This is a genomic window from Rhodococcus sp. AZ1 (assembly GCF_054979605.1).
In genome coordinates this window covers 249,529-271,451 of the sequence record NZ_JBUEQF010000002.1, presented here as the reverse complement: position 1 = coordinate 271,451, position 21,923 = coordinate 249,529, and the positions used below count along the sequence as shown (strand labels likewise).

Genomic DNA, 21,923 nt, shown 5'->3' with positions numbered 1-21,923 from the left:
TCGGTCCCGAGCGGACACCCTCACCGATCGTCGGTGGGGGTGTTCGCGTCGTTCGGCGGGTGATCGTTCTCCGGATGCTGATACACGTCGGGAATGCCGTCCCCGTCGTCGTCGCGTGTCTCCTCCTCCTCGGCGAGACGATAGGCCCTGTTGCGTGCACGCAGAACTGTCGACGCCAGCACGGCTGCAAGTACCGAGCCGGTGAGCACCGCCACCTTCACCGTGTCTCCGCGCTCGGTACCCACTCCGAACGCAAGGTCGCCGATCAGCAGGGACACGGTGAATCCGACACCGGCGAGTATTGCCACGCCCAGCACATCCACCCATGCGATGGAGGGGTGCAACCGCGCTCGCGTCACCAGAGCGACCAGGCGCGTCGTGCCGTAGATCCCCACCGCCTTGCCCACCACCAGTGCGGTGACCACGCCGATCGCCACGCGATCGGTCAGCGCCTGGCCGAGGCCCGAGAGGCCACCGACAGACACCCCTGCCGCACAGAACGCGAACAGCGGCACGGCCAGCCCCGCCGAGATCGGTCGCATCCGGTGTTCGAACGCGGCCGCCAGGGATTCATCCGCTTCCGTGTCGGGGTCCGCCGCACCGTCGTGGGCCCGGCCCCGAGGGCCGCGCACTGGCACCGTCAGTCCCAGCAGCACCCCCGCGACGGTGGCGTGCACACCGGACTCGTGCACCAGAACCCACGTCAGAAGCGCCAGCGGCACCAGGACCCACCACGCCCGAACCCGGCGCTGCACAGCACCGGCGAAGAGCAACAACGGAATCAGGGACAGCGCAAGCGACACGGGGTGCAGCTCGTCGGTGTAGAAGACCGCGATCACGGTGATGGCGAGGAGGTCGTCGACCACGGCGAGCGTGAGCAGGAACGTCCGCAACGCGGACGGCAGGTGGGTGGAGATCACCGCGAGGACCGCGACGGCGAACGCGATATCTGTGGCCGTCGGCACAGCCCACCCGCGCAGCGCCTGCGCGTCCCCGAAGTTGATGACGGTGTAGATCGTGGCGGGCACGAGCATGCCGCCCACCGCGGCCACGATCGGCAATGCCGCACGCGAAGGTTGGCGCAGATCACCGGCGACGAACTCCCGCTTGAGTTCGAGCCCGACCACGTAGAAGAAGATCGCCAGGAGCCCGTCCGCCGCCCACTTCGAGATCGACAGGTCCAGCCCGATGGAGCTCGGCCCGATCTTGGTGTCGAGGAAGTCGAAGTAGGTCGACGACCACGGAGAATTGGCCCATATCAGCGCCAGCACCGCAGCGACGAGGAGCAACACACCGCCCGCTGTCTCCTCCCGCAGGATTCGACTGACGCGGCGTGCCTCGGGCCAGGAACCACGTGCGAAGAGTGTGCGGTTGCCGACCATGGTGCCCTCACTCTACTGACGACCGCACGTACCGCCCAACTCGGCGGACGAAGGACATTTGGCAAGCCTAGCTTTGCTGGTAGGACCGGCAATCGGGTCCGTAGCCTTGCGCACATGAGCTCCGAGAACACCGACACCACGACGCACCCCGACGAGCCGCACACCGGGATCAACAACAAGCTGAACTGGCTGCGCGCCGGGGTGCTCGGCGCCAACGACGGCATCGTCTCAACGGCCGGCCTGGTGGTCGGAGTCGCCGCCGCGACCACCGAGCGCGGCCCGATCCTCACGGCCGGACTGGCCGGCCTGGTGGCGGGTGCGGTGTCGATGGCGCTCGGGGAGTACATCTCGGTGAGCACCCAGCGCGACACCGAACGCGCCCTGCTGGCCAAGGAGCGCCGCGAACTGCGCCAGGATCCCGAGGCGGAGTTGGCCGAACTCGCCGCGATCTACGAGGGCAAGGGGCTGAGCAAGAGCACGGCGCAGCAGGTGGCCATCGAACTCACCGAGCACGACGCGTTCGCCGCCCACGTCGACGTCGAGCTCGGCATCGATCCCGAGGAGCTGACCAACCCGTGGCAGGCGGCCATCTCGTCGGCCATCTCCTTCACCGTCGGTGCGCTGCTCCCGCTGCTGGCGATCCTGCTGCCGCCGGAGTCGATGCGCATCCCGGTGACGTTCGTCGGGGTTCTCATCGCGCTGGCACTGACGGGCACCATCAGCTCGCGACTCGGTGGCTCTCCCACCCTGCCCGCGGTGCGGCGCGTGGTCTTCGGTGGCGCGCTGGCGATGATCTTCACGTACGCCGTCGGTCAGGCGTTCGGGGTCTCCGGGGTCTGATCGCGACCGACGAGCAGCGCCCGCACATCGTCGATGGTGCTCGCACCGGCGGCGTCGCGGTCGGGGCGGTATCGCACCACCCGCGCGAAACGCAGGGCCACCCCACCCGGATACCGCGTGCTGCGCTGCACCCCGTCCAGCTCGATCTCCACGACGATCTCCGGTCGCAGATACACCGCTGTGCGGTCCCTGGCCCGTTCGAACCGGGGGAAGGTCTCGGTCTGCCACCGCAGCAGATCGTCGGTCAACCCCTTGAAGGTCTTGCCCACCATGATCGGCTCGCCGCCGTCCGGGTCCCGCGCGCCGAGGTGCAGGTTCGACAGCCACCCCGTGCGACGCCCGTAACCCCACTCGGCGCCGAGAACGATCAGGTCGAGGGTGTGCTCGGGCTTGATCTTCTGCCACGCCTTTCCCCGGCGACCGGCGGCGTACGGCGAGCTCAGGGACTTGAGCATGATCCCCTCGTGGCCGGCGGCGAGTGCACTCGCGAGGTGCTCCTGCACCTGCGCGAGCGTGGGCCGGACGACGGTCGGGATGCGATGCGGGCCGGCGACGACCTCGAGGGCTCCCTGCCGACGGGCGAGCGGCTGGTCCAGCAGGTCCTCTCCGTCGAGCTCGAGGCAGTCGAAGAAGTAGGGCGAGAGCAGCAACGCGCGCTCGGAGGTGGCACCGAACCGGCTCATCGTCTCCTGGAACGGTCGGGGGCGCCCGGCGTCGGTGAGGGCGAGAGTTTCGCCGTCGAGAACGGTGGTGCGGCAGGGAAGACCACGAACCAGCTCGACGAGCTCGGGCACCGATCCGGTGATCTCGCGCAGCGTGCGGGTGAACACGGCGACGTCGTTGCCGTCGCGGTGCACCTGGATGCGTGCGCCGTCGAGCTTGAACTCGGCGCTCAGATCGCCTCCCAGGTCGGCGTGCGCGGCGGCCACCGATTCGCCGGGTGAGGCCAGCATCGGGCGCACCGGACGACCCACGCGCAGCCCGAACTCGGCCAGCGCCCCAGCGCCCCCGGTCATCGCCGCGACGGCGGTCTCCGGCAGACGCCCGCTGAGCATCACCGCACGACGCACGGCGGTCGGCTCGACCTGTGCGGCCACCGCGATGGCGTCGGTCATCACCCCCTCGAGCGCGCCCAGGCGCACCTCACCGGTGATCAGTCGCACGAGGAAGTCCTGCTCGGCGGCGGTGGCCCGAGCCATCAACTCGGTGAGCAGCGCGCGGCGAGCGGCCACCGATCCCGAACCCGAGGTGGTGGTGAGTGTGGTCAACGCGGCGTCGACCTCGGCGACGGTGAGGCTGGGTTCGGCGGCGGGTTCACCGCGGACGTCGGCGAGGGTGCGCCACCCCACGCCGATGCGACCCTGCACGGTCTCCCCCGCGAGCCACGATGCGACCGCAGGGAGGTCTGCCGGCTCGGCCCGAGTGAGCAGGTCGGCCAGCACCGACGCCTTCACCGTGCGGGCCCTGGTGGCCGCGACCGCCTCACCGGCGGCGATCACCTCGTGCAGCAGCATGCTCTCCACAGTGCCAGGTGGAGCCCGCGGCGAACTGTGGCACGGGGACTCCCTGTGGCACTGTTGGGTGCATGCGTAGTGACCACAGGATCGAACTCGCCGGTGGACGCACCGTCGATGCCATGGTGGCGGCACCCGACGGTGACGCCCCGGCCGGTGGATGGCCCGGTGTCCTGGTGGTGCACGAGGCGCCGGTGCTCACCGAACCTATCCGCGAGGTCGCCGACGTCTTCGCCGCTCGCGGCTGGGCGGCCGTGGTGCCGGATCTTCTGAGCTCCGGGAGCGCTGCCGGGTGCCTGGTGCGCAACATGCGCGAGGTGTCCTCCGGCCGGCCCGGCCCGGTGACCGACGACCTGAACACCGTGCAGTCGTGGTTGCGGGCCCGCGAGGACGTCGACGGTGAGCGGACCGCCGTGATCGGTTTCTGCATGGGCGGGGCGTTCGCACTGCTGCTCGGCAGCCTGGGCCCCGATGGTCTGCGGGCCGTCGCCGACAACTACGGAATCCTGCCCGCCGACGACACCGACCTGCGCAGGTGCCCACCGGTGGTCGCATCGTTCGGCAAGCAGGACGTGATCGTCCGCGACGGCGCGCGCAAGCTCGCCCGGCGCCTCGACGAGGCAGGGGTGGTCAACGACGTCGTCGAGTACGACGGCGCCAAGCACTCCTTCCTCACCCGCGACGCCCCGTTCTTCGGATTCGTCACCTTCCCCGGCACCAAGTACATCCGCGACGTCGCGGAGCCGGCATGGGAGCGCATCTTCGCCTTCCTCGACGAGCACACGGGAGTGAGACCGGCAGGGCAGTAGGTGGCCGCCGCGTTCGGCGCGAAACCCGCCCGAGATGTCGGTGGCCCGGTCTACGGTGCTGGCAGTCAGCCATCGACACCCGGGGAGTCACCGTGAGTGAGAGCGAACGCGCAGACCTGATCGAGGTTCTCGACAGACATCGGGGTTTCCTGATCCAGACCGTCCGCGGTCTCGACGACGCTGCTGCGCGCAGCACACCCACCGTCAGCGCACTGTCGCTGGCGTCGCTGCTCAAACATGTCGCCGACACCGAGGCCGGATGGATCGCGTTCGCTCGAACAGGCGCGATGGGTGACGGTGGTGACGAATCCGCTGCCGGCAGCGACTGGGACGGCGGCGGGGACGAGTGGGTGGACCCGCGCTTCGTGCTGAGCGACGAGGACACTCTCGAGGCTCTGCTCGCGCGCTACGCGCAGGTGGCCAGGGAGACGACGGCGTTCGTCCGCGAAGCGGATCTCGATGCGACGCAGCCTCTTCCGTCGGCGCCGTGGTTCGAGCCGGGTGCGCGCTGGAGCGGTCGACGGGTACTGGTCCACATCCTCGCCGAGACCGCCCAGCACGCAGGCCACGCCGACATCATTCGCGAATCCATCGACGGCGCTCGAACCATGGGCTGACGGACCGCGTCCCCACCGCCGCCCCACCGGCCGGCGGGTCACAAACCCAGCAGGGCCACCGACGCCTCGCGCATCTCGACCTTGCGCACCTTGCCGGTGACGGTCATCGGGAACTCGTCCACCACGTGGACGTAGCGCGGGATCTTGTAGCGAGCGAGGTTGCCATGGCAGAAGTCGCGCAGGGCCTCGGCGGTGAGTTCGGGCGCACCCTCGCGCAGACGCACCCACACCATCAGTTCCTCGCCGTACTTCTGGTCGGGCACCCCGATCACCTGCGCGTCGACGATGTCGGGATGGGTGTAGAGGAACTCCTCGACCTCGCGGGGGTAGATGTTCTCACCACCGCGGATCACCAGGTCCTTGATGCGCCCGGTCACCGAGACGTACCCGTCGGCGTCCATGACGCCGATGTCGCCGGTGTGCATCCAGCCGTCGGTGTCGATGGCGTCGGCCGTCTTGGCCGGCTCGTCCCAGTACCCGATCATCACCGAGTACCCACGAATGCACAGCTCACCTGCCTCACCGCGGGGCCGTAGATCGCCGGTGGCGGGGTCCATGACGGCGATCTCGAGGTGTGGCCCGACGCGTCCGACGGTGCTCACGCGCTGTTCGATGGTGTCGTCGACACGGGTCTGCAGCGCAACCGGTGACGTCTCGGTCATGCCGTAGGCGATGGACACCTCGGCCATGCCCATCCGGTCGATCACGCGGTTCATCACCTCGGTGGGGCAGGGGGATCCCGCCATGATGCCGGTGCGCAGCGTGCCCAGGTCGAACGAGTCGATGGTGGGCAGCGCAAGTTCTGCGATGAACATCGTGGGCACCCCGTACAGGGAGGTGCACTTCTCGCGCGCGACGGCCTCGAGGGTCAGGGCGGGGTCGAAGGCGGGCGCCGGGATCACAATGGCCGAGCCGTGGGAGGTGGCCGCGAGGTTGCACATCACCATGCCGAAGCAGTGGTAGAAGGGCACCGGCACGCAGACCCGATCGTGCTCGGTGTAGTTCAGCAACTCGCCGACGAAGTATCCGTTGTTGAGGATGTTGCGATGGCTGAGCGCGGCACCCTTGGGGAAACCCGTTGTGCCGGAAGTGTATTGGATGTTGATCGCATCCGTTGCGGACAGCTGGGAGCCGGCGTCGGTCACCGCCCGTGGGTCTGCCGCACGCCCGTCGGCCAGCAGAGCCTCCCACGACGGAGTACCGATCAGCACCACGAACTCGAGCGCCGGACACTCCGCCGTCACCTCGTCGATCATGGCCGCGTAGTTCGAGTCGCGGAACGACGGCGCCGCCACGACCATGCGAATACCGGACTGCTGCAACACGTATCGCAGCTCGTGGACACGGTAGGCGGGGTTGATGGTGACCAGGATGGCGCCCACGCGCGCGGTGGCGTACTGCACCAGCACCCACTCCGGGCCGTTGGGCGCCCAGATACCGACGCGGTCACCGGCTCCCACGCCCGCCGCGAGCAACCCGGACGCGACGACGTCGACCTCGTCGAGAAGCTGCCGGTAGGTCCACCGTCGGCCCGACGGCACGTCGATCAGGGCATCACGATCGGGGAAGGCCTCGACCGTGTGGGCGAGGTTGTCCCCGATGGTGTCGGTGAGCAGCGGAACGTCGGTTTCCCCGGCGGTGTAGCTCGTCTCGGTCACCTCTCGCAGCGTAGCGATGGTGCGTGACGTGCGCGACGGCTTCGGCGGGGAGCATGATCGATCCATGGTCTCTCTCGCTCGGCATCTGGCTTTCGGTGCGCTCGAAGCAGCGCTTCTCCCGATCAGCGCAGCCGGGGTGGGTGTGTTCGCCGCCCGTGCCGCGGTGACCGCCCGCGTGGCCGGGGTCTCGATCACCGCGTACGGTCCGATCACCGCCCGCGCGCTGCTCGACGTCGGCGGAACGCGACCGGACCCGCGGGCGCGTGCTCTGCTGCGGGCACTGCCCACCACGTCGGCCCTGGCCTGGGACATCGCCGTCGCGCCGACGCGCCTGGCGGTCGCGCTCACCGGTCACACCCCGGGACCGCTGCGAACACCGGACCTTCACAGCGCCGGGTTCGCCGACATCGTCACCGTCCGCACCCGCACCATCGACGAGTTGGTGGACGGCGGGATCGACGGCACGCCCTGGCCGCAGGTGGTGATTCTCGGCGCCGGCAACGACACGCGCGCCCAACACCTCGACCCCACGACGACGGCGTTCGAACTCGACCGTGCCCCCACCCAGCGCAACAAACGCGCCGCGGTCTGCGCCGCCGGTCTCGACGATGCGCACGTGCGCTACGTCGGGGTCGACCTCGCGGAGCGAGTGTGGTTCGACGATCTGGTGGCCGCCGGATTCGACCCCTCCGCCCCGGCGCTGGTGGTGTGGGAGGGCGTGAGCATGTATCTGCGCGAGGAGGATGTGCGCGCGACGCTGACCACGGTGTCAGAGCGGTGCGCGCCGGGATCGGTCATCGTCTTCGACGCCCTCACCGAGCGCGCACTCCCCCACACCGGCCCGGCGCGCATCGTCACTGCCGCCGCGCAGGCGACACTCGCCCTGCTCGGCGAGCCCGTTCGCTGGATGCTCCCGACCAGCCCCGACGCCGCCGATCACCTGCTCGAACAGTGCGGGCTGTCCCGTGCGCGGATCGATCGTCTCGGCCCGACGCCAACGGCCGTCGTGATCGCCGGCCGCGTGTGACCGTGCTGACCGTGCTCGATCCGGGTCCGCTGAGCACAGTTCAGGATCGGGGCCGACCGGGCCTGCGCGCGCTCGGCGTCGGCACATCCGGAGCAGCCGATCGCCGATCCTTCGCACTGGGCAACCGGCTGGTGGGGAATCTCGACTCGGCGGCATCGATCGAGTCGCTGCTGGGAGGGGTGCGCGTGCGCGCCTCGGACACGGTGCAGATGGCAGTGACCGGGGCACCGGCACCGGTCACCGTCGACGGGGCCCCGATGGGCAACGACGCCGTCATCACCGTGCGGGCCGGGCAGGTGCTCGCTCTCGGCACCCCGTCGGCCGGGCTGCGGTGCTACCTCGCGGTCCGCGGCGGGATCGACGCCGAGGTGGTGCTGGGCTCGCGCAGTCGTGACACCCTCGCCGGTCTGGGGCCGCCGCCGCTCGTTGCCGGTGCGGAGTTGGGTGTGGGCGCCGAGGTCGGCCCACCCGCCCGCATCGACGTCGCACCGGTGGCGGTGATCGCAGACGAGCCCGTGATCGCGCATGTCCGGCTCGGCCCCCGGGACGACTGGTTCAGCCGTCCCGATGATCTGTTCGTCGGATCATGGGCCGTCGACGACAGCGTCGATCGCATCGGGGCTCGACTCGTCCGCCGTACCGGCCCGCCGCTCACCCGCAGCACCCTGGCCGAACTGCCCTCGGAGGGGATGGTTCTCGGTGCGGTGCAGGTACCGCCCTCGGGTGCACCGGTGGTGCTGCTCGCCGATCATCCGATCACCGGCGGCTACCCCGTGATCGGCGTCGTCAGCGGGAGGGACGTCGACGCGCTGGCCCAGGCGCGGCCGGGCCGGGAGGTGGTGTTCGAATCTTCGGGGTGAGCACATACAAGTTGCCCACCTTCGAGCGAATTCGACTCTGAACGGCATCGCCACGCACCCGAACTCGAAACCGACCCAACGCGCCTTTCGCTCAGAGGTGGGCAAGAAGTGCGTGCCCGTTGCGGCCATCCGCCCATCCGCCGTACCGGCCCGCCGCTCACCCGCACCACGCTGGCCGAACTGCCCTCGGAGGGGATGGTTCTCGGTGCGCTGCAGGTACCGCCCTCGGGTGCACCGGTGGTGCTGCTCGCCGATCATCCGATCACCGGCGGCTACCCCGTGATCGGCGTCGTCAGCGGGAGGGACGTCGACGCGCTGACCCGGGCGCGGCCGGGCCGGGAGGTGGTGTTCGCCCGCGCGTCGCTGTGAGCGGGTCAACGCGCCCGCAGAAGGCGGGTGCCGGTGACGAGCAGCCACAGCACCCAGGCGGCGAAGCCCGGCATCCCGATCAGCAGCAGTGCTGAGCCGTCACCGATGGCGAGGTTGGCCGTTCCGGCGGTGATCAGCAGCACCGCCGAGACCACACCCACCCAGCGTTGCCACGACGGGGTCAGCCCGCTTCGAGAGGCAGCGACGGCAGCGCCGAGGAAGGTCGTGCCCAGCGCCGGAAGGGCGAGCGCGAATGCCGATCCGTGCATCTGCCAGAGGAGTTCGAGGGTGGGGCTCGGCTCGGCGGGGTCGCCCGCCGCCAGCACCACGCCGTTCCACAGCACCGCGTAGAGCGCGTACACCGCGCACAGGGCTGCGCCTGCGACGAGAGCCAGCCGCGAGAAGTCCGCGCCCGCGCCGCCACGACGTCGGACCAGCCCGTGCAAAGCGGCCAGCAGGCCCAGCACCAGCGGCACGTTCACAGCCTCCAGACCGACCGAAAGTGCCACCGCGCTCCGGTTCTGCGCGTGGTAGGCCAGCACCTCGGTGATCGGACTCGCGTAGTCCGGGGCTCCGGTTGCGATCACGGCGACGTTCTGGACGACGATCGAGAGCCCTAGGGCGATAGCCGTCAACCCCACGACGTGCTCGTGACGGCGGGGCGAGGCGGCGTCGATGTTCTGCGGTGTGGTGCCGGCAGCCGGATTCATGGGACTCCATTCGGTGTCGGACAGCCGTCCGAGGGATTCGTACACCGTACGACGTACGGTGTACGAAACACTATCGCCGTACGCTGTACGAGTGTCAAGTCTGAACAGGGACAGGGTCGTTTCCGAGGCGGTTCGACTCGCCGATCAGGAGGGCGTCGACGGGTTGAGCATGCGGCGGCTGGCCACCACCCTCGGCGCCGGCGCGATGTCGCTCTACCACTACGTGGCCAACAGGGACGAGCTGCTCGACGCCATGGTGGACGCGGTGTTCGACGAGATCGGACTACCGCCCGAGGGCGCCGACTGGCAGTCGGCGATACGAGCTCGCGCGCGCAGTGCCCGCCAGGTCCTGGCACAGCATCCGTGGGCGACCGCACTGATGGAGACGAGAACGTCACCCGGGCCGTCGAACCTGCGTCACCGCGAAGCGATCACCGCCTGCCTGCGGCGGGCCGGCTTCTCGGTGGCGATGGCCACGCACGCCCACTGGTTGATCGACAGCTACGTCTACGGGTTCGCGCTGCAGGAGGCCGGCCTGCCGTTCGACACCGCTGCCGAGCTTGCCGACATGACCACGGAGGTATACCTGCCGCAGCTACCGGCCGACCAGTATCCCTATCTCAACGAGTCCGCCACGGTGCTGATGTCGAGCGAATACGACCCGGCAGGCGAATTCGACTTCGGCCTCGACCTGATTCTGGCGGCACTCGAACACCTGCGAACCGGGCAGTCCTGACTCCCGTCACTCCCCGGTCCACACCGGTGCCCGCTTCTCGAGGAACGCCATCACCCCTTCGACGGTGTCCCTGGACGTGGTCAGACGCGCGAGCGCACGCTCGGTGAGATCCCACCCCAACTGCTCCGACGGCACGTCGCCGTCGACGATGCCGCGAGCGACGACCTTGCTGGCCTGCACGGCCAGCGGCGCGCACTCGGCCACCGCGGCGGCGAGCGCGAGCGCGGCGGGCACCACGTCGTCGCCGGGGACCACCCGGTTGATCAGCCCCCACCGGTGGGCCTCTGCAGCGGAGAGGGTCGCCCCGGTGAAGATCAGCTCCAGCGCCACGGCCCGCGGAACAGCCTCGAGGAGTCGGAACACCCCGCCTGCGCCGGCGATGAGCCCGCGCTTGACCTCCGGGAGACCGAAGGTGGCGGTATCGGCAGCCACCACGAGGTCACCCGCGAGGGCGAGTTCGGTGCCACCGCCCAGAGCGGTGCCGTTGACCGCGCAGATGATGGGTTTGGGTATCGGATGACGCACCACGCCCGCGAAACCCCAGTGCGCAGTCTCGGGTGGGGTGACCGCGTCGGGCCCGCGGGTTCCGAGTGCGCGTAGGTCCGCCCCTCCGCAGAACACCGACGATCCGCTACCGGTGAGAACCACCGCGCGAACCGATGCGCTCGACTGGGCCGTCTCCCACGCCTCACCGAGCAGGCGATGGACCTCGGCGTTGATGCTGTTGGCAGCCTTGGGCCGATTGATGGTGACGAGCAGCGTGTGATCGATCTGCTCGGTGAGGACCACGGTGTCCGTAGGTTCTCCGGTCGTGGGTTCTCCGGTCATGAGTTCGCCTTCTCGGTGAAGTCGACGGCCAGGCGGCCGCCGTTGTCGGTGAGGTGCACCGCTGCCCCGACCAGTGAGCGCGAGCCGTCGGCGGTGTAGCGGATCAAGGCTGCGGCGCCCGGGGGATCGGTGTGCCCTGCCACACGAGCGCCGTCGGGGGTCTGCGCGATCACCAGACCGGTTCCGGGCTCGCCGCGGCGGTCGAATTCCACGGTGGCGGTCACGATCACGGCGTCACCGGAGTAGTCGTGACGCAGGGCTGCGGTGGTGGGTGCTATGTGCTCAGGGGTGGGATCGCCGATGTAGCCCTCGGGGTGCGGCCGCCGGGAAAGCAGGAGAAGGTGCTGGTGGGTGAGGTAGCCGCCGTTGGCGTGCACCAGCGCGACATCGGTAGCAGCGCGATGCCTCAGCCGACGGGTCACCTCGACGATCGAGTGCAGGGAGTAACTGCTCAACGGGCCGCCGAAGTACGAGTGCCCGCCGAGCACGGTCGGAACTGCATCGGCCGGCAGCCCCAGGGCGCGCACGAGCAGGGCGGGCACCACCGGGAAGCAGGAGTAGGAGTCGACCAGCGCGAGGTCCGCACCGGTCAGGCTCGCCCTGTCGAGAACCCGTCGGGTCGCCGACTCCAACGCGGGAGACGCCCCGAAGGTGGTGCGTGCCAGGACGTCCGTCGTGTCCGATGCGGCGGCACCGCCCCACAGATGAACGATGCGGTCGTCCGGGACACCGTGCTCGCGTGCGGCAGCGAGCGAGCACACGACGACGGCGGCCGCCTGGTCCACGAAGGGCATGGCGTTCATCGCCAGGGGGTAGGCATCGCTGACGAGTCTGTTGCCGGGCCCCGCGGTGGCGATCTCGTCGGCCGTCCTGATCCCCGGCGACCACGCCGCCGGGTTCTCGGTGGCGACGGCGGAGAAGGCCGCGTACATCCGCGCCGATCGGGCACGGGTCTGGTTGGGTGTCTCGCCGAGGTCCGCACCGAGCCGGTTCTCGAAGAGCGGGTACACCCGGGTCGGGGTGATCACGCCGGCTCGCTGCATGTCCGGGCTGCCCAGATCCTCCCGGTCGAAGGTCGGCGGGCCGCCGGGTGCGCTGACCCACCCGAGTGAGGCCGGGTCGGTCCCGGCCTTCATGAGCGCGGTCACCGAGGCCTGCGCCTCGCCGCCGACCAGCAGTGCGACCGTGGTCGACCCCGCGGCGATCGCCGCGCCGAGTTCGTCGAGCAGCGCGGCAGGCCAGTGCCCTCCGATGGAGCTGGTGTGGGTGCGGGTGGGACCGGCACCGATGTGCTCGGCGACCAGAGCTGGGAGATCGGCGTAGTTCCAGCTGGTGGTCCGCACGGCGTGCACGGTGTCCACTGCGGCGCCGATGCCGGCCGAGCCGGTGTCGGCAAGGGCGGCCTCGGCCGCGTTGACGATCAGGTCCAGCGGTTCGCGCGGGGGTGCGGGTCGAGCGTGGCGTCCGTGCCGCCGGTCGGCGACACCGACCACCACGGGCACTCTGTTCGGGTCCGTCATGATCGCAACCCTATTTCAGACACCGCGTGTCTGTAAATATGGATCGGCGACTCGCGGGGCTCGGCAGCCGGACCTACGGACGCAGCGCACGAAGCACGGTGTCCACCACCGTCCGCGCGTACGCGGCACCGCCGTCGGCCGCAATCGGGCCGTGAGCACGCGAGAACAGCGCATGGCTCAACACCGCGCCGGTGACCAGTTCGAGCAGCAACGTGGTGGAGGTGCCCGCCGGCAACTCGCCACGCCCGACGGCACGGGCGACGATCCGACGCGCGGTGACCAGCCGGCTCAGGTTGAGCGTGTCGGTCAGGTGGGCGAGCAGGTCGGGGTGCACCATCGCATCGAGCGTCACGCGCAGCGACACCAGCCCGGCCAGCTCGTTGTATCCGCGGTCGAGCTGCTCGCACAGCTCGATCAGGTCACCGCGCACCGACCCGGTGTCGATGGGGGTCGACAGGGGCGAGCGCACCTCGAGGGCCTGCACCAGCAGCGCTTCCTTCGAATCCCATCGGCGATAGAGCGCCGCACGTCCGACCTTCGCGCGGCGCGCAACCGCATCGAAGGTGAAGCCCCGCCAACTGGTCTCCCAGTAGACCTCGAGGACGGCGTCGTACACGCGGGTCTCGAGGTCGGCATCGCGGGGCCGGCCGGGTCCGCGGCGCTGCTCATCGGGCATGGGGACATCCTCGCACCGCGAAGGCAACCCGTCCGACGGCACCGGTCCCCTATTGCGGACAATCCCTGTCTGATTTACGGTGCACAGGATCGGGGCGGATCACTGGCGGAAGAGGGTTACGGTGGCCGAGTTCGGAGTTCTCACCATCGGTCTTCGCGCGATGGCGATGGCGACAGCCGTCATGTGCACTCTGCTCGGCGCGGCCCCGATGGCCGGCGCCGCGCCGAGCGGGCCCGCCGACTTCTACACCCCACCCAGCCCGCTGCCGTCCGCGGCGGCGGGCACGGTCCTGCGCACCGAGCCCTCGGTCTCGGCGGTGATCCCCGGCACCCCCGCGGTGCTCGACGCCGAGGTCACCCGCCTGATGTATCTCAGCGAGAACGTGGGCGGCCACACCGAGGCCATCACCGGGACGCTGCTGGTTCCACGAGCCCGATGGACCGGACGCGGCGTTCGACCCGTGGTGGCGATGGGCCCGGGAACCCAGGGCGCCGGCGATCAGTGCGCGGCATCGAAGTTGATGCCGCTCGGCCAGGAGTACGAGAACATCCAGATCGGACCCCTGATCGCAGCGGGGTACGCCGTCGCGGTGACCGACTATCGGGGGCTGGGCACGCCCGGTGTGCACACCTACCTCAACCGGGTGGACGAGGGTCGAGCCGTGCTGGACATCGCGCGTGCGGCGCGGTCGATGACCGCGCAGGGAGTCTCGGCCATCGCACCCGTGGCGCTGTGGGGGTACTCGCAGGGCGGCCACGCCGCGGGCGCCGCCGCCGAACTGGCACCGAGCTACGCACCGGAACTACCGATCATCGGCGCCTTCGTGGGCGCTCCGGCTCCATCGCTGTTCGACCTGGCCGAGTACGGCGACGGTTCGATCCTCTCGGGCGGGCTCGGGTGGGTGATCAGCGGCTTCATCGCGGCCTACCCGGAGCGGACGCGCTCGGTTCTCTCGCTGTTCAACGACCGTGGTCGCGAGATCCTCGACCGATCGCAGAACTTCTGCATCTACGACGCCCCTCGGATGAATCCCTTCGTCTCCACCACCGAGTACACCCGCGACGGGCGTCCCGTCGCCGCCCTGCTGAACGAGGAGCCCCTGAAGTCCCTTGCCGCCGAGCAGAGCCTCGGACGGGTGGAACCCACGGTGCCGATCCTGCTGGCGCAGAACTCGGCCGACGACCTGGTGGCCGTGCGCGGCACCAGGGAACTTCAGCACGCCTGGTGCAGCGGCGGCGCACCGGTGCGCACGCTGGTGCCGGACTACCCGCAGATCCTGCCGAAGGTGGGCGTGGGCCATGTTCTCGGGCTGGCAACGATCGGGCCTGCGCTGGACTGGCTGCGGGCACTTGTCGCGGGCGAACCCGCAACCATCGGAGCCCCCTGTCAGGATTGAACTGACGACCTTTCGCTTACAAGGCGAGTGCTCTACCACTGAGCTAAGGAGGCGTGCGGCCGCGTGGTCCCCGACCGCGGGGGTCGATCTCCGACCCGGAGGGTCGGGGCGATTTCAGGAAGGGTTCTCCACGCGGTGGCGCCCCGCGGCGTCGGCCTCCATCGCTTCACGCAGGCTGCGAGGGCGCATATCGGTCCAGTTCTTCTCGACGTACTCGAGGCACGCCGCACGCGATTCCTCGCCGAACACCACGCGCCACCCCTGGGGGACCTCGGCGAAAGTCGGCCAGAGCGAGTGCTGATCCTCGTCGTTGACGAGCACGAAGAAACGCCCGTCCTCGTCGTCGAAGGGGTTGGTGCTCATGTTTCCTGCCTCACTGTTCGCACGGTGATCCGACGGTGCATCGAACGTCACGAATGACGTCGTTCGTCGAGACTATCAACCCTTGTGATCGTCGACCGAATCAGAGGAAGCCGACAATGGCCGCGTTGACCTGCTCGGGCTTCTCCAGATAGCCGAAATGGCCCGCGTCGGCTATCTCGATGTATTGCGCGCCGGGAATGGCGTCGGCCAGTTCCCGGGAGAGATACGCCGGGATCATCCGATCGTCGGCGAACCCGATCGACAGGCACGGTACGGCCATGGCGCGGTAGGCGTCGCGGCGATCGAACTGGGAGTCCATCGCCAGCTGGGCCCGAACCCCGGGTGTGAGCGGCGCGGTGGAGAACTCGAAGACGTCGAGCCAGTCGCGTGCTGCCCGGGCGTCCCGCAGGGTGGCCGGGGACAGGTTCATCGCCGCCGTGACCGCGGCCGAGTACTTGGGCGGCAGCTCGATCCCGGCGTCGGCGAGATCGCGCTCACCCTGCCCGAGAACCTGCTGGAACTCGTCCAGACGCGCATGACCGGCCAGGAAGACAGCACGCTCGACCAGGTCGGGGCGGGCGAGCGCCAATTCCTGTGCCGCACGCGCACCCATGGAGGTGCCGATCACGACGGCCTTCTCCTGTCCCTCGCGCAGCAGTTCGATGAGCGCCGCGGCGTCGGCGGCAATGTCGTCGATGCTGATTCCGGACGCGCACTCGTCGGTGGGGGCGATCCCACGGTTGTCGAACGTGCACACTCGCGCCCCCGCGGCAACGAGTGCGGGCACCTGGTGCAGCTCCCACACCCGCCCCGGGCTGCCGGTACCCATGATCATCACCACCAGCCGCCCGGTCCCGGTGACCGAGTAGTTCAGGGCGATGCCGTTGACGGTTGCGATGGTCATTCGACGGTGATCTCCGATCGGACAGTGGGCCGTGTGGTGACCGCGCAAGGTTACCGGCGCAACTTTGCGGGTAGTCCGCACGTTCTCATAGAGTTCCGACGTACGTTCGACACAGACGGAGAGAGCCATGCCCGGCAAGACCACCGACACCGACATCGCCGACGAGGACATCGAGCCCCTGGCCGACGAGACCGCCCGCCAAGCGCAGCGCGTGGTGGCCGCGTATGCGTCGGACGCCGACGAATGCCGCATGCTGCTGGCGATGCTCGGTATCGGCCCCAACCCCAAGCTCGACTGAACGGACGCGATGCTCCTCGACCCGCCTGAAGGACACCGGTGACCCCGGACGATCGTCCGGCTTCTCGGACCCCCGCTCGCGCGGGCGCGCACACCGGCTCGAACTTCGTGGTGGTGGCCAACCGACTTCCCGTCGACCTGGACACCGCGGCGGACGGCACCGTGCGCTGGAAGCGCAGCCCCGGCGGGCTGGTCACCGCGCTCGAGCCGATCCTGCGCAGCAACAATGGCGCCTGGGTGGGCTGGCCCGGCGTTGCGGACGTCGAGGTGGAACCGTTCCGCGAGGACGGGGTGGACCTGGTTCCGGTGTCGCTGTCCGCGCAGGAGGTGGCCGACTACTACGAGGGGTTCTCCAACGCCACGCTCTGGCCGCTCTACCACGACGTGATCGTGCGCCCGGTCTACGACCGCACGTGGTGGGAGGCGTACGTGGTGGTCAACCGTCGCTTCGCCGAAGCCGCATCCGCCGCCGCCGCCGAGGGGGCGACTGTGTGGATCCAGGACTACCAGCTGCAGTTGGTGCCCAAGATGCTCCGGATGCTGCGACCCGATCTGACCATCGGCTTCTTTCTGCACATCCCGTTCCCACCGGTCGAGTTGTTCATGCAGATGCCGTGGCGCACCGAGATCGTCGAGGGCCTGCTCGGCGCCGACCTCATCGGCTTCCATCTGCCCGGCGGTGCCCAGAACTTCCTGTTCCTCTCCCGACGTCTGGCCGGGCAGCAGACCTCCCGCGGCGCGGTGGGCGTGCGGTCGAAACTCGGTGTCGTGCAGGTGGGTTTCCGGTCGGTGCGGGTGGGTGCGTTCCCGATCTCCATCGACTCCGGACGGCTCGACGAGGCATCGCGCAGCCGGGCGGTCCGCGAGCGGGCACGCGAGATCCGTACCGAGTTGGGCAATCCGAGGACCATCATGCTCGGCGTCGACCGCCTGGACTACACCAAGGGGATCGACGTGCGGCTGGCCGCCTTCCACGAACTGCTCTCGGAAGGAAGGGTCGATCCGGAGGAGGTGGTGATGATCCAGGTGGCCACCCCCAGCCGCGAACGCGTCGACAGTTACCGACAGATGCGCGGGGATGTCGAGGCCATGGTGGGCAGGATCAACGGCGAGTTCAGCCGGGTGGGACATCCGGTGGTGCACTACCTGCACCGTCCCGTGCCGCAGAGCGATCTGATCTCGTACTACGCCACCGCCGACGTCATGCTGGTCACCCCGCTGCGCGACGGGATGAACCTGGTGGCCAAGGAGTACATCGCGTCGCGATCGGATCTCGGTGGTGCCCTGGTTCTGAGCGAGTTCACCGGTGCCGCAGCGGAATTGCGGCAGGCATACCTGTGCAACCCGCACGATGCGACGAGCGTCAAGGACGCCATGATCGAGGCCATCGAGCAGGACCGTGAAGCCGGCCGCCGACACATGCGTGCCATGCGCCGACAGGTCCTCGCGCACGATGTCGACCGCTGGGCGCGCTCGTTCCTGACCGCACTGGCCGAGCGAGACGGGGACTAGCGGTGGGCCGAGCGACAGTGGTGGCGGTGCATCGGCTCCGCAACGACATTGCGGTGGTGCGACTGATCGGTGAGCACGTGATGTTCGCGCCCGGACAATCGCTGGCGGTGACCGTTCCCGCCCACCCTGCGCTGACCCGGCGCTACAGTTCGGCGATGCTCCCGTCGCTGGACGGCAAGTACGAGTTCCACGTTCGAGCGGTGCCCGGCGGATGGGTCAGTGGGTCCATCGTGACGAACACCGCGGTCGGTGACGAGTGGACGCTCGACGACCCGGCGGGGTCCCTGCACATCGACGACACCGGCCGCGACGTGGTGATGATCGCCGGTGGAACCGGGCTGGCCCCGATGCTCTCGCTGATCCAGGACCTGGCGCGACGGCCCGATCCACCGCGGGTGTATCTCGTGGTGGGCGGACGCTATCCGCGCGACCTCTACGCCTCGGACCTGCTGCTGACCCTCGAGAAGTCGGCCCCCTGGCTCACGGCGGTGCCGGTGGTCGATTCACCGACCGACCCCGATGTGCCGGACCCGTTCCACGCACGAGCCGAGCTCGAACGAATGTCGGCGGCGCCGGACACGGCGTTCGCCGCCGACGAGTACGAGGTGGGTCGAATCTCGAGCGTCGTCGCCGCGTGGGGTCCGTTCACCGATCATCAGGTGCTGGTGTGCGGATCACCGGCGATGACGGAAGGAACCATCGACGCCCTCGTGGCGGCGGGAACCCCGCGCGAGGCTGTTCGCACCTGAGCGTGCAGCGGCAGCCGGCCGCTGACCGTCCGACTCGAACGAGGGACCGTCCGACTCAGAAGAGGGGGTCGTGCCGGATCGCGCCGGCATCCACCCCGGCGGCGCGCAGCCTGTGCGCGGTGGTCTTGACCATGGTGGGCGAGCCGACGATCTGAATGTCGTGGCCCGGCCACGTGCCGTAGTCGGCGACGAGCTTGCCCACCTGGGTGGGGGCGAGCTGGCGGCGCGAGAGCGGGACGGGGGTGGGGTCGCCGTCGTGCCACCACGGATTGTCGTCGTTCTCGGTGACCGGGACCACCGTCAGCCAGGGGTTGGTCATCGCGATCGAGGCGAGCGTGTCGTAGTCGTAGAGATCGCACGGGTAGGTTCCCGACACGAACAGGTGCACGTTGGGGTTCTGCGCTCGTGCCGCCATTTCCATGATCTGGGCGCGCAGCGGGGCGATGCCGGTGCCCGAGCCGATCATCACCATGTTGCGGCCCTGCGCACCGGCCACGCCGAGAGCACCCAGTGGCGATCCGATGACCCACCGCTCCCCCACGGTGGTGCGGCGCACCACGGCCGGGCTCACCCAACCCCCCGAGACACGACGGATGTGGAATTCGATCTGCCCCTGCGGGTTCGCGGGGACCGCGGGCGAGAAGTAGCGCCACATGCGGGGGCGACTGGGGATCTGCACGCTCACGTACTGCCCGGCCGCGTAGTTCAGTGGCTCGTCCAGCTGCAGGCGCACCACCGAGACGTCGCGCAGCACCTGAAGGTGCTCGACGACGGTCGCGCCGACGGCAGCCGGCCCGCTCTCGGCATGGGCGGCATCCATCATCGCGCCCGCAATGATGGCGATGGCCTCGCGCCAGGCGGCGTCGACGTCGTCGGTCCAGATCTCGGTGCCGGCGAAGCGTTCGAGCGCCGTGAGCAGCGCATTGCCGACGGCGGTGTAGTGCGAGTCGTCGATTCCGTACTTGCGGTGATCGCGGCCGAGCTGCGCGAGGAACGGGAGGGTGGCGTCGAGATCGTCGAGGTGGTCCACCACGTAGGCGATGGCGACGACGAGCTTGTCCCGCTGGGCGGTCATCGAAGCCGGGAAGAGCTCGCGAACACCGGGGTTGTCGGCGAAGAGGATGGCATAGAACGAACTGGTCAGGCGCTCGGGCCCGTCGTCCGCGGCCGCGACGGCCTTGAACGTACTGCGCACGAGTGAGATCGACTGTTCGTCCACTGTGCCCCCCATCGGTGGTCCTCGGCGACACTCGCTTGGTTCGGTGCGCAGATCGAGACGGAAACAAAGGTACTCTCCGCTGGGGCGATTCTAGCCGCGCAACGTCCGCGGGGAAACCGCTGGAGATTCTCCGGAAAACAAACCATCTATTCGCTGGTTTCGCCGCGTGTATTCGTACTGTACGTTTCCATTGATCCGTCATAACGGGTCATATACCCGTAATCTGTTGGTCCGCAAGGACATTCGAATCCCCCACCATTCGGTAAGGTTCTCCGCAGCGGCGATGATCGTTCGTCGTGGAAGGGACGTGACGACGTGGTCACCGCATTCGGGGGAAGCAGCGCCGGGGATCGACGATCGGATTCCGATCACGCCGACGTCGCGCGAGAACGAGCGGTAGCGCAGTGTCGAGAATTCTTCGCGCTCCCCGAACTCGCCCACCTCCCCGCCCAGCGGGGCGCCGCGGCGGCGACCCAACTTCGCGCCACCGGCACCTACGTGCACACCCGCGAGGAACTGCTGATCGGGGCGAAGCTGGCCTGGCGCAACCACGCCCGCTGCGTCGGCCGCAGCCACTGGCGCACGCTCGACCTCGTCGATGCCCGCGACGCGACCACCGCTGCCGACATCGCCGAGGCCTGCTGGGAACATCTGCGCGCCGCCACCAACGGCGGCGCCCTGCGGTCGGTCATCACCGTGGGACCGTGGCGCCCCCCTGGTGAGCGGCAGTTCCGCATCCTGAACTCCCAGATCATCCGCTACGCCGGCTACCGCGGCAGGCGCGGAGTGATCACCGGCGACCCCGCCAACGTCACACTTACCGAGACGGCCCAGAAGCTCGGCTGGAAGGGCAGGGGAACGGCGTTCGACGTTCTGCCCCTGCTGGTGCAGACGCCCGACGAGCCGCTCTCGATGTTCGAGGTGCCCGAAGACCTGCTGCTGGAAGTACCCATCACCCACCCGGACCACGAGTGGTTCGCCGACCTGAACCTGCGATGGCACGCCGTTCCCGCGGTCTCGAACATGGACCTCGACATCGGTGGCCTGGTGTACTCCTGCGCGCCGTTCAGCGGCTGGTACGTCAACACCGAGGTCGGCGCCCGGAACTTCGGCGACAGCTCACGCTACGACGTGCTCCCCGCCGTCGCGAAACACCTGGGTCTGGACATGAGCTCCGAGCGCACCCTCTGGCGCGACCGCGCCCTCGTCGAGGTCAACAGAGCGGTGCTGCACAGTTTCCGCGCCGCAGGTGCCTACATGGTCGATCACCACACCGTGGCCAAGCAGTTCGTCGACCACGTCGACCGCGAATCCCGTGCAGGGCGAGGCTGCCCCACGGACTGGGCCTGGGTGAACCCGCCGATGTCGGCGTCGCTCACCCCGACCTTCCACCGCACCTTCGACGCCACGGACCCCGAACTTCGGCCGAACTTCTTCTACCGAGCCGATCCGGTCTGAGGGCCGTCCCCGCAGACGCGGGTGCAGTTACTGCCGGCGCGGGTGCAGTTACTGCTGGCGCGGGTGCAGTTACTGCCGGCGCGGGTTCTTGGGCTTCCAGACGACGAGCGCGTTGCGTGGCGCCGGAATCAGGTCGCGCCGATATCCGACCTGCGCGCGCGCCAGTTCATCGGCCAGCTCGCTCACCCGCATCTGCAGAGCCTCGACCTGGTTGCTCAGGTCGATGATCCGCTTGATCCCGGCCAGGTTCACACCCTCGTCCTGCGAGAGCCGCTGCACCTCGCGCAGCAGGGCGACGTCCCGCATGGAATACCGCCGACCACCTCCGGTGGTGCGATGCGGGGTCACCAACCCGAGCCGGTCGTACGTGCGCAGAGTCTGCGCGTGCATCCCTGCCAACTCGGCGGCCACCGAGATCACGAAGATGCGGGCATCGGGATCCGCAGTAGCTTCGGACGCGTCCATCTCCCATCACCTCC

Annotated in this window: 23 protein-coding genes and 1 tRNA gene; 12 read left to right on the top strand and 12 right to left on the bottom strand. The window is 69.2% G+C overall.

Annotated elements, in window-relative coordinates; translation table 11 throughout:
* Nucleotides 1-20: 20 nt before the first annotated feature.
* Nucleotides 21-1,382 (bottom strand): Na+/H+ antiporter NhaA, encoded by a 1,362-nt coding sequence (gene nhaA, locus ACY48E_RS03645; protein ID WP_462870736.1) that lies wholly within the window; start codon nt 1,380-1,382, stop codon nt 21-23.
* A 114-nt stretch (nt 1,383-1,496) separates the two neighbouring features.
* Between nhaA and ACY48E_RS03640 the strand changes: the two genes are divergently transcribed.
* Nucleotides 1,497-2,222 carry a VIT1/CCC1 transporter family protein gene (locus ACY48E_RS03640; RefSeq protein ID WP_462870735.1) on the top strand — a complete coding sequence of 242 codons (726 nt, stop codon included), beginning with the start codon at nt 1,497-1,499 and terminating at the stop codon, nt 2,220-2,222.
* Here ACY48E_RS03640 and ACY48E_RS03635 read toward each other — a convergent pair.
* Entirely contained in the window at nt 2,195-3,736 is a 1,542-nt protein-coding gene (locus ACY48E_RS03635) for an ATP-dependent DNA ligase (protein ID WP_462870734.1), read from the bottom strand. The two genes, ACY48E_RS03640 and ACY48E_RS03635, sit on opposite strands and share 28 nt — an antisense overlap.
* Before the next feature lie 71 nt (nt 3,737-3,807).
* Between ACY48E_RS03635 and ACY48E_RS03630 the strand changes: the two genes are divergently transcribed.
* Together ACY48E_RS03630 and ACY48E_RS03625 are read left to right on the top strand one after the other, a co-directional pair.
* Nucleotides 3,808-4,545, top strand: coding sequence for a dienelactone hydrolase family protein (locus tag ACY48E_RS03630; RefSeq protein WP_462870733.1), 738 nt, complete (start codon nt 3,808-3,810; stop codon nt 4,543-4,545).
* Between the two features lie 92 nt (nt 4,546-4,637).
* Complete coding sequence (locus tag ACY48E_RS03625; RefSeq protein WP_462870732.1) at nt 4,638-5,162, top strand: DinB family protein; 525 nt, start codon at nt 4,638-4,640, stop codon at nt 5,160-5,162.
* 38 nt (nt 5,163-5,200) lie between these two features.
* Here ACY48E_RS03625 and ACY48E_RS03620 read toward each other — a convergent pair whose 3' ends face one another.
* Nucleotides 5,201-6,886, bottom strand: coding sequence for an AMP-binding protein (locus ACY48E_RS03620; RefSeq protein ID WP_462870731.1), 1,686 nt, complete (start codon nt 6,884-6,886; stop codon nt 5,201-5,203).
* Between ACY48E_RS03620 and ACY48E_RS03615 the strand changes: the two genes are divergently transcribed.
* The 3 genes from ACY48E_RS03615 to ACY48E_RS03605 all read left to right on the top strand — a co-directional run bounded on the left by ACY48E_RS03615 (nt 6,885) and on the right by ACY48E_RS03605 (nt 9,076).
* Nucleotides 6,885-7,847, top strand: a complete 963-nt coding sequence (locus ACY48E_RS03615) for a class I SAM-dependent methyltransferase (RefSeq protein WP_462870730.1) — start codon at nt 6,885-6,887, stop codon at nt 7,845-7,847. The genes ACY48E_RS03620 and ACY48E_RS03615 overlap by 2 nt on opposite strands.
* Nucleotides 7,844-8,707, top strand: a complete 864-nt coding sequence (locus ACY48E_RS03610) for a 5-oxoprolinase subunit C family protein (RefSeq protein ID WP_462870729.1) — start codon at nt 7,844-7,846, stop codon at nt 8,705-8,707. Before ACY48E_RS03615 ends, ACY48E_RS03610 begins: the two co-directional genes overlap by 4 nt.
* A gap of 108 nt (nt 8,708-8,815) precedes the next feature.
* Nucleotides 8,816-9,076 carry a hypothetical protein gene (locus ACY48E_RS03605; protein ID WP_462870728.1) on the top strand — a complete coding sequence of 87 codons (261 nt, stop codon included), beginning with the start codon at nt 8,816-8,818 and terminating at the stop codon, nt 9,074-9,076.
* Nucleotides 9,077-9,081: 5 nt separating this feature from the next.
* On the opposite strand, the gene ACY48E_RS03600 is transcribed toward ACY48E_RS03605, so the two are convergent.
* Entirely contained in the window at nt 9,082-9,786 is a 705-nt protein-coding gene (locus ACY48E_RS03600) for a DUF4386 family protein (RefSeq protein ID WP_462870727.1), read from the bottom strand.
* 91 nt (nt 9,787-9,877) lie between these two features.
* Between ACY48E_RS03600 and ACY48E_RS03595 the strand changes: the two genes are divergently transcribed.
* Nucleotides 9,878-10,522, top strand: a complete 645-nt coding sequence (locus tag ACY48E_RS03595; protein ID WP_462870726.1) for a TetR/AcrR family transcriptional regulator C-terminal domain-containing protein — start codon at nt 9,878-9,880, stop codon at nt 10,520-10,522.
* A 6-nt stretch (nt 10,523-10,528) separates the two neighbouring features.
* Here ACY48E_RS03595 and ACY48E_RS03590 read toward each other — a convergent pair whose 3' ends face one another.
* The 3 genes from ACY48E_RS03590 to ACY48E_RS03580 form a co-directional block, all read right to left on the bottom strand.
* A complete protein-coding gene (locus tag ACY48E_RS03590; protein ID WP_462870725.1) occupies nt 10,529-11,350 on the bottom strand; it encodes an enoyl-CoA hydratase-related protein in 822 nt (273 codons plus the stop codon).
* Nucleotides 11,347-12,870, bottom strand: a complete 1,524-nt coding sequence (locus ACY48E_RS03585) for an acetyl-CoA acetyltransferase (RefSeq protein ID WP_462870724.1) — start codon at nt 12,868-12,870, stop codon at nt 11,347-11,349. Before ACY48E_RS03585 ends, ACY48E_RS03590 begins: the two co-directional genes overlap by 4 nt.
* A gap of 73 nt (nt 12,871-12,943) precedes the next feature.
* Entirely contained in the window at nt 12,944-13,546 is a 603-nt protein-coding gene (locus ACY48E_RS03580; protein WP_462870723.1) for a TetR/AcrR family transcriptional regulator, read from the bottom strand.
* A 121-nt stretch (nt 13,547-13,667) separates the two neighbouring features.
* Between ACY48E_RS03580 and ACY48E_RS03575 the strand changes: the two genes are divergently transcribed.
* Nucleotides 13,668-14,942 (top strand): lipase family protein, encoded by a 1,275-nt coding sequence (locus ACY48E_RS03575; RefSeq protein ID WP_462870722.1) that lies wholly within the window; start codon nt 13,668-13,670, stop codon nt 14,940-14,942.
* Here ACY48E_RS03575 and ACY48E_RS03570 read toward each other — a convergent pair.
* The 3 genes from ACY48E_RS03570 to ACY48E_RS03560 form a co-directional block, all read right to left on the bottom strand.
* Nucleotides 14,924-14,995 (bottom strand) — tRNA-Thr (locus ACY48E_RS03570). The genes ACY48E_RS03575 and ACY48E_RS03570 overlap by 19 nt on opposite strands.
* A gap of 61 nt (nt 14,996-15,056) precedes the next feature.
* On the bottom strand, nt 15,057-15,305 hold the full coding sequence (locus tag ACY48E_RS03565; protein WP_462870721.1) for an MbtH family protein: 249 nt from the start codon (nt 15,303-15,305) through the stop codon (nt 15,057-15,059).
* 100 nt (nt 15,306-15,405) lie between these two features.
* Nucleotides 15,406-16,209: an alpha/beta fold hydrolase gene (locus ACY48E_RS03560; RefSeq protein WP_462870720.1), complete on the bottom strand. Its 804-nt coding sequence runs from the start codon at nt 16,207-16,209 to the stop codon at nt 15,406-15,408.
* A gap of 127 nt (nt 16,210-16,336) precedes the next feature.
* On the opposite strand from ACY48E_RS03560, the gene ACY48E_RS03555 reads away from it, so the two are divergent.
* The 3 genes from ACY48E_RS03555 to ACY48E_RS03545 are packed head-to-tail and all read left to right on the top strand — an operon-like array spanning nt 16,337 to nt 18,767.
* Complete coding sequence (locus tag ACY48E_RS03555) at nt 16,337-16,507, top strand: hypothetical protein (protein ID WP_462870719.1); 171 nt, start codon at nt 16,337-16,339, stop codon at nt 16,505-16,507.
* A gap of 38 nt (nt 16,508-16,545) precedes the next feature.
* Complete coding sequence (locus tag ACY48E_RS03550) at nt 16,546-18,018, top strand: alpha,alpha-trehalose-phosphate synthase (UDP-forming) (RefSeq protein ID WP_462870718.1); 1,473 nt, start codon at nt 16,546-16,548, stop codon at nt 18,016-18,018.
* 2 nt (nt 18,019-18,020) lie between these two features.
* Complete coding sequence (locus ACY48E_RS03545; protein WP_462870717.1) at nt 18,021-18,767, top strand: FAD-binding oxidoreductase; 747 nt, start codon at nt 18,021-18,023, stop codon at nt 18,765-18,767.
* Nucleotides 18,768-18,822: 55 nt separating this feature from the next.
* Here the strand turns inward: ACY48E_RS03545 and ACY48E_RS03540 are convergent, their stop codons facing one another.
* On the bottom strand, nt 18,823-19,986 hold the full coding sequence (locus ACY48E_RS03540) for a globin domain-containing protein (RefSeq protein WP_462870893.1): 1,164 nt from the start codon (nt 19,984-19,986) through the stop codon (nt 18,823-18,825).
* 315 nt (nt 19,987-20,301) lie between these two features.
* On the opposite strand from ACY48E_RS03540, the gene ACY48E_RS03535 reads away from it, so the two are divergent.
* On the top strand, nt 20,302-21,444 hold the full coding sequence (locus tag ACY48E_RS03535) for a nitric oxide synthase oxygenase (protein ID WP_462870716.1): 1,143 nt from the start codon (nt 20,302-20,304) through the stop codon (nt 21,442-21,444).
* A 69-nt stretch (nt 21,445-21,513) separates the two neighbouring features.
* On the opposite strand, the gene ACY48E_RS03530 is transcribed toward ACY48E_RS03535, so the two are convergent.
* Nucleotides 21,514-21,909: a heat shock protein transcriptional repressor HspR gene (locus tag ACY48E_RS03530; RefSeq protein WP_462870715.1), complete on the bottom strand. Its 396-nt coding sequence runs from the start codon at nt 21,907-21,909 to the stop codon at nt 21,514-21,516.
* Nucleotides 21,910-21,923 lie beyond the last annotated feature (14 nt).

Coding starts and splice junctions, on each gene's coding strand:
- nhaA (WP_462870736.1), bottom strand. CDS start 1,382: ATGGTCGGCAACCGCACACTCTTCGCACGTGGTTCCTGGCCCGAGGCA.
- ACY48E_RS03640 (WP_462870735.1), top strand. CDS start 1,497: ATGAGCTCCGAGAACACCGACACCACGACGCACCCCGACGAGCCGCAC.
- ACY48E_RS03635 (WP_462870734.1), bottom strand. CDS start 3,736: ATGCTGCTGCACGAGGTGATCGCCGCCGGTGAGGCGGTCGCGGCCACC.
- ACY48E_RS03630 (WP_462870733.1), top strand. CDS start 3,808: ATGCGTAGTGACCACAGGATCGAACTCGCCGGTGGACGCACCGTCGAT.
- ACY48E_RS03615 (WP_462870730.1), top strand. CDS start 6,885: ATGGTCTCTCTCGCTCGGCATCTGGCTTTCGGTGCGCTCGAAGCAGCG.
- ACY48E_RS03620 (WP_462870731.1), bottom strand. CDS start 6,886: ATGGATCGATCATGCTCCCCGCCGAAGCCGTCGCGCACGTCACGCACC.
- ACY48E_RS03600 (WP_462870727.1), bottom strand. CDS start 9,786: ATGAATCCGGCTGCCGGCACCACACCGCAGAACATCGACGCCGCCTCG.
- ACY48E_RS03590 (WP_462870725.1), bottom strand. CDS start 11,350: ATGACCGGAGAACCCACGACCGGAGAACCTACGGACACCGTGGTCCTC.
- ACY48E_RS03585 (WP_462870724.1), bottom strand. CDS start 12,870: ATGACGGACCCGAACAGAGTGCCCGTGGTGGTCGGTGTCGCCGACCGG.
- ACY48E_RS03580 (WP_462870723.1), bottom strand. CDS start 13,546: ATGCCCGATGAGCAGCGCCGCGGACCCGGCCGGCCCCGCGATGCCGAC.
- ACY48E_RS03565 (WP_462870721.1), bottom strand. CDS start 15,305: ATGAGCACCAACCCCTTCGACGACGAGGACGGGCGTTTCTTCGTGCTC.
- ACY48E_RS03560 (WP_462870720.1), bottom strand. CDS start 16,209: ATGACCATCGCAACCGTCAACGGCATCGCCCTGAACTACTCGGTCACC.
- ACY48E_RS03555 (WP_462870719.1), top strand. CDS start 16,337: ATGCCCGGCAAGACCACCGACACCGACATCGCCGACGAGGACATCGAG.
- ACY48E_RS03530 (WP_462870715.1), bottom strand. CDS start 21,909: ATGGACGCGTCCGAAGCTACTGCGGATCCCGATGCCCGCATCTTCGTG.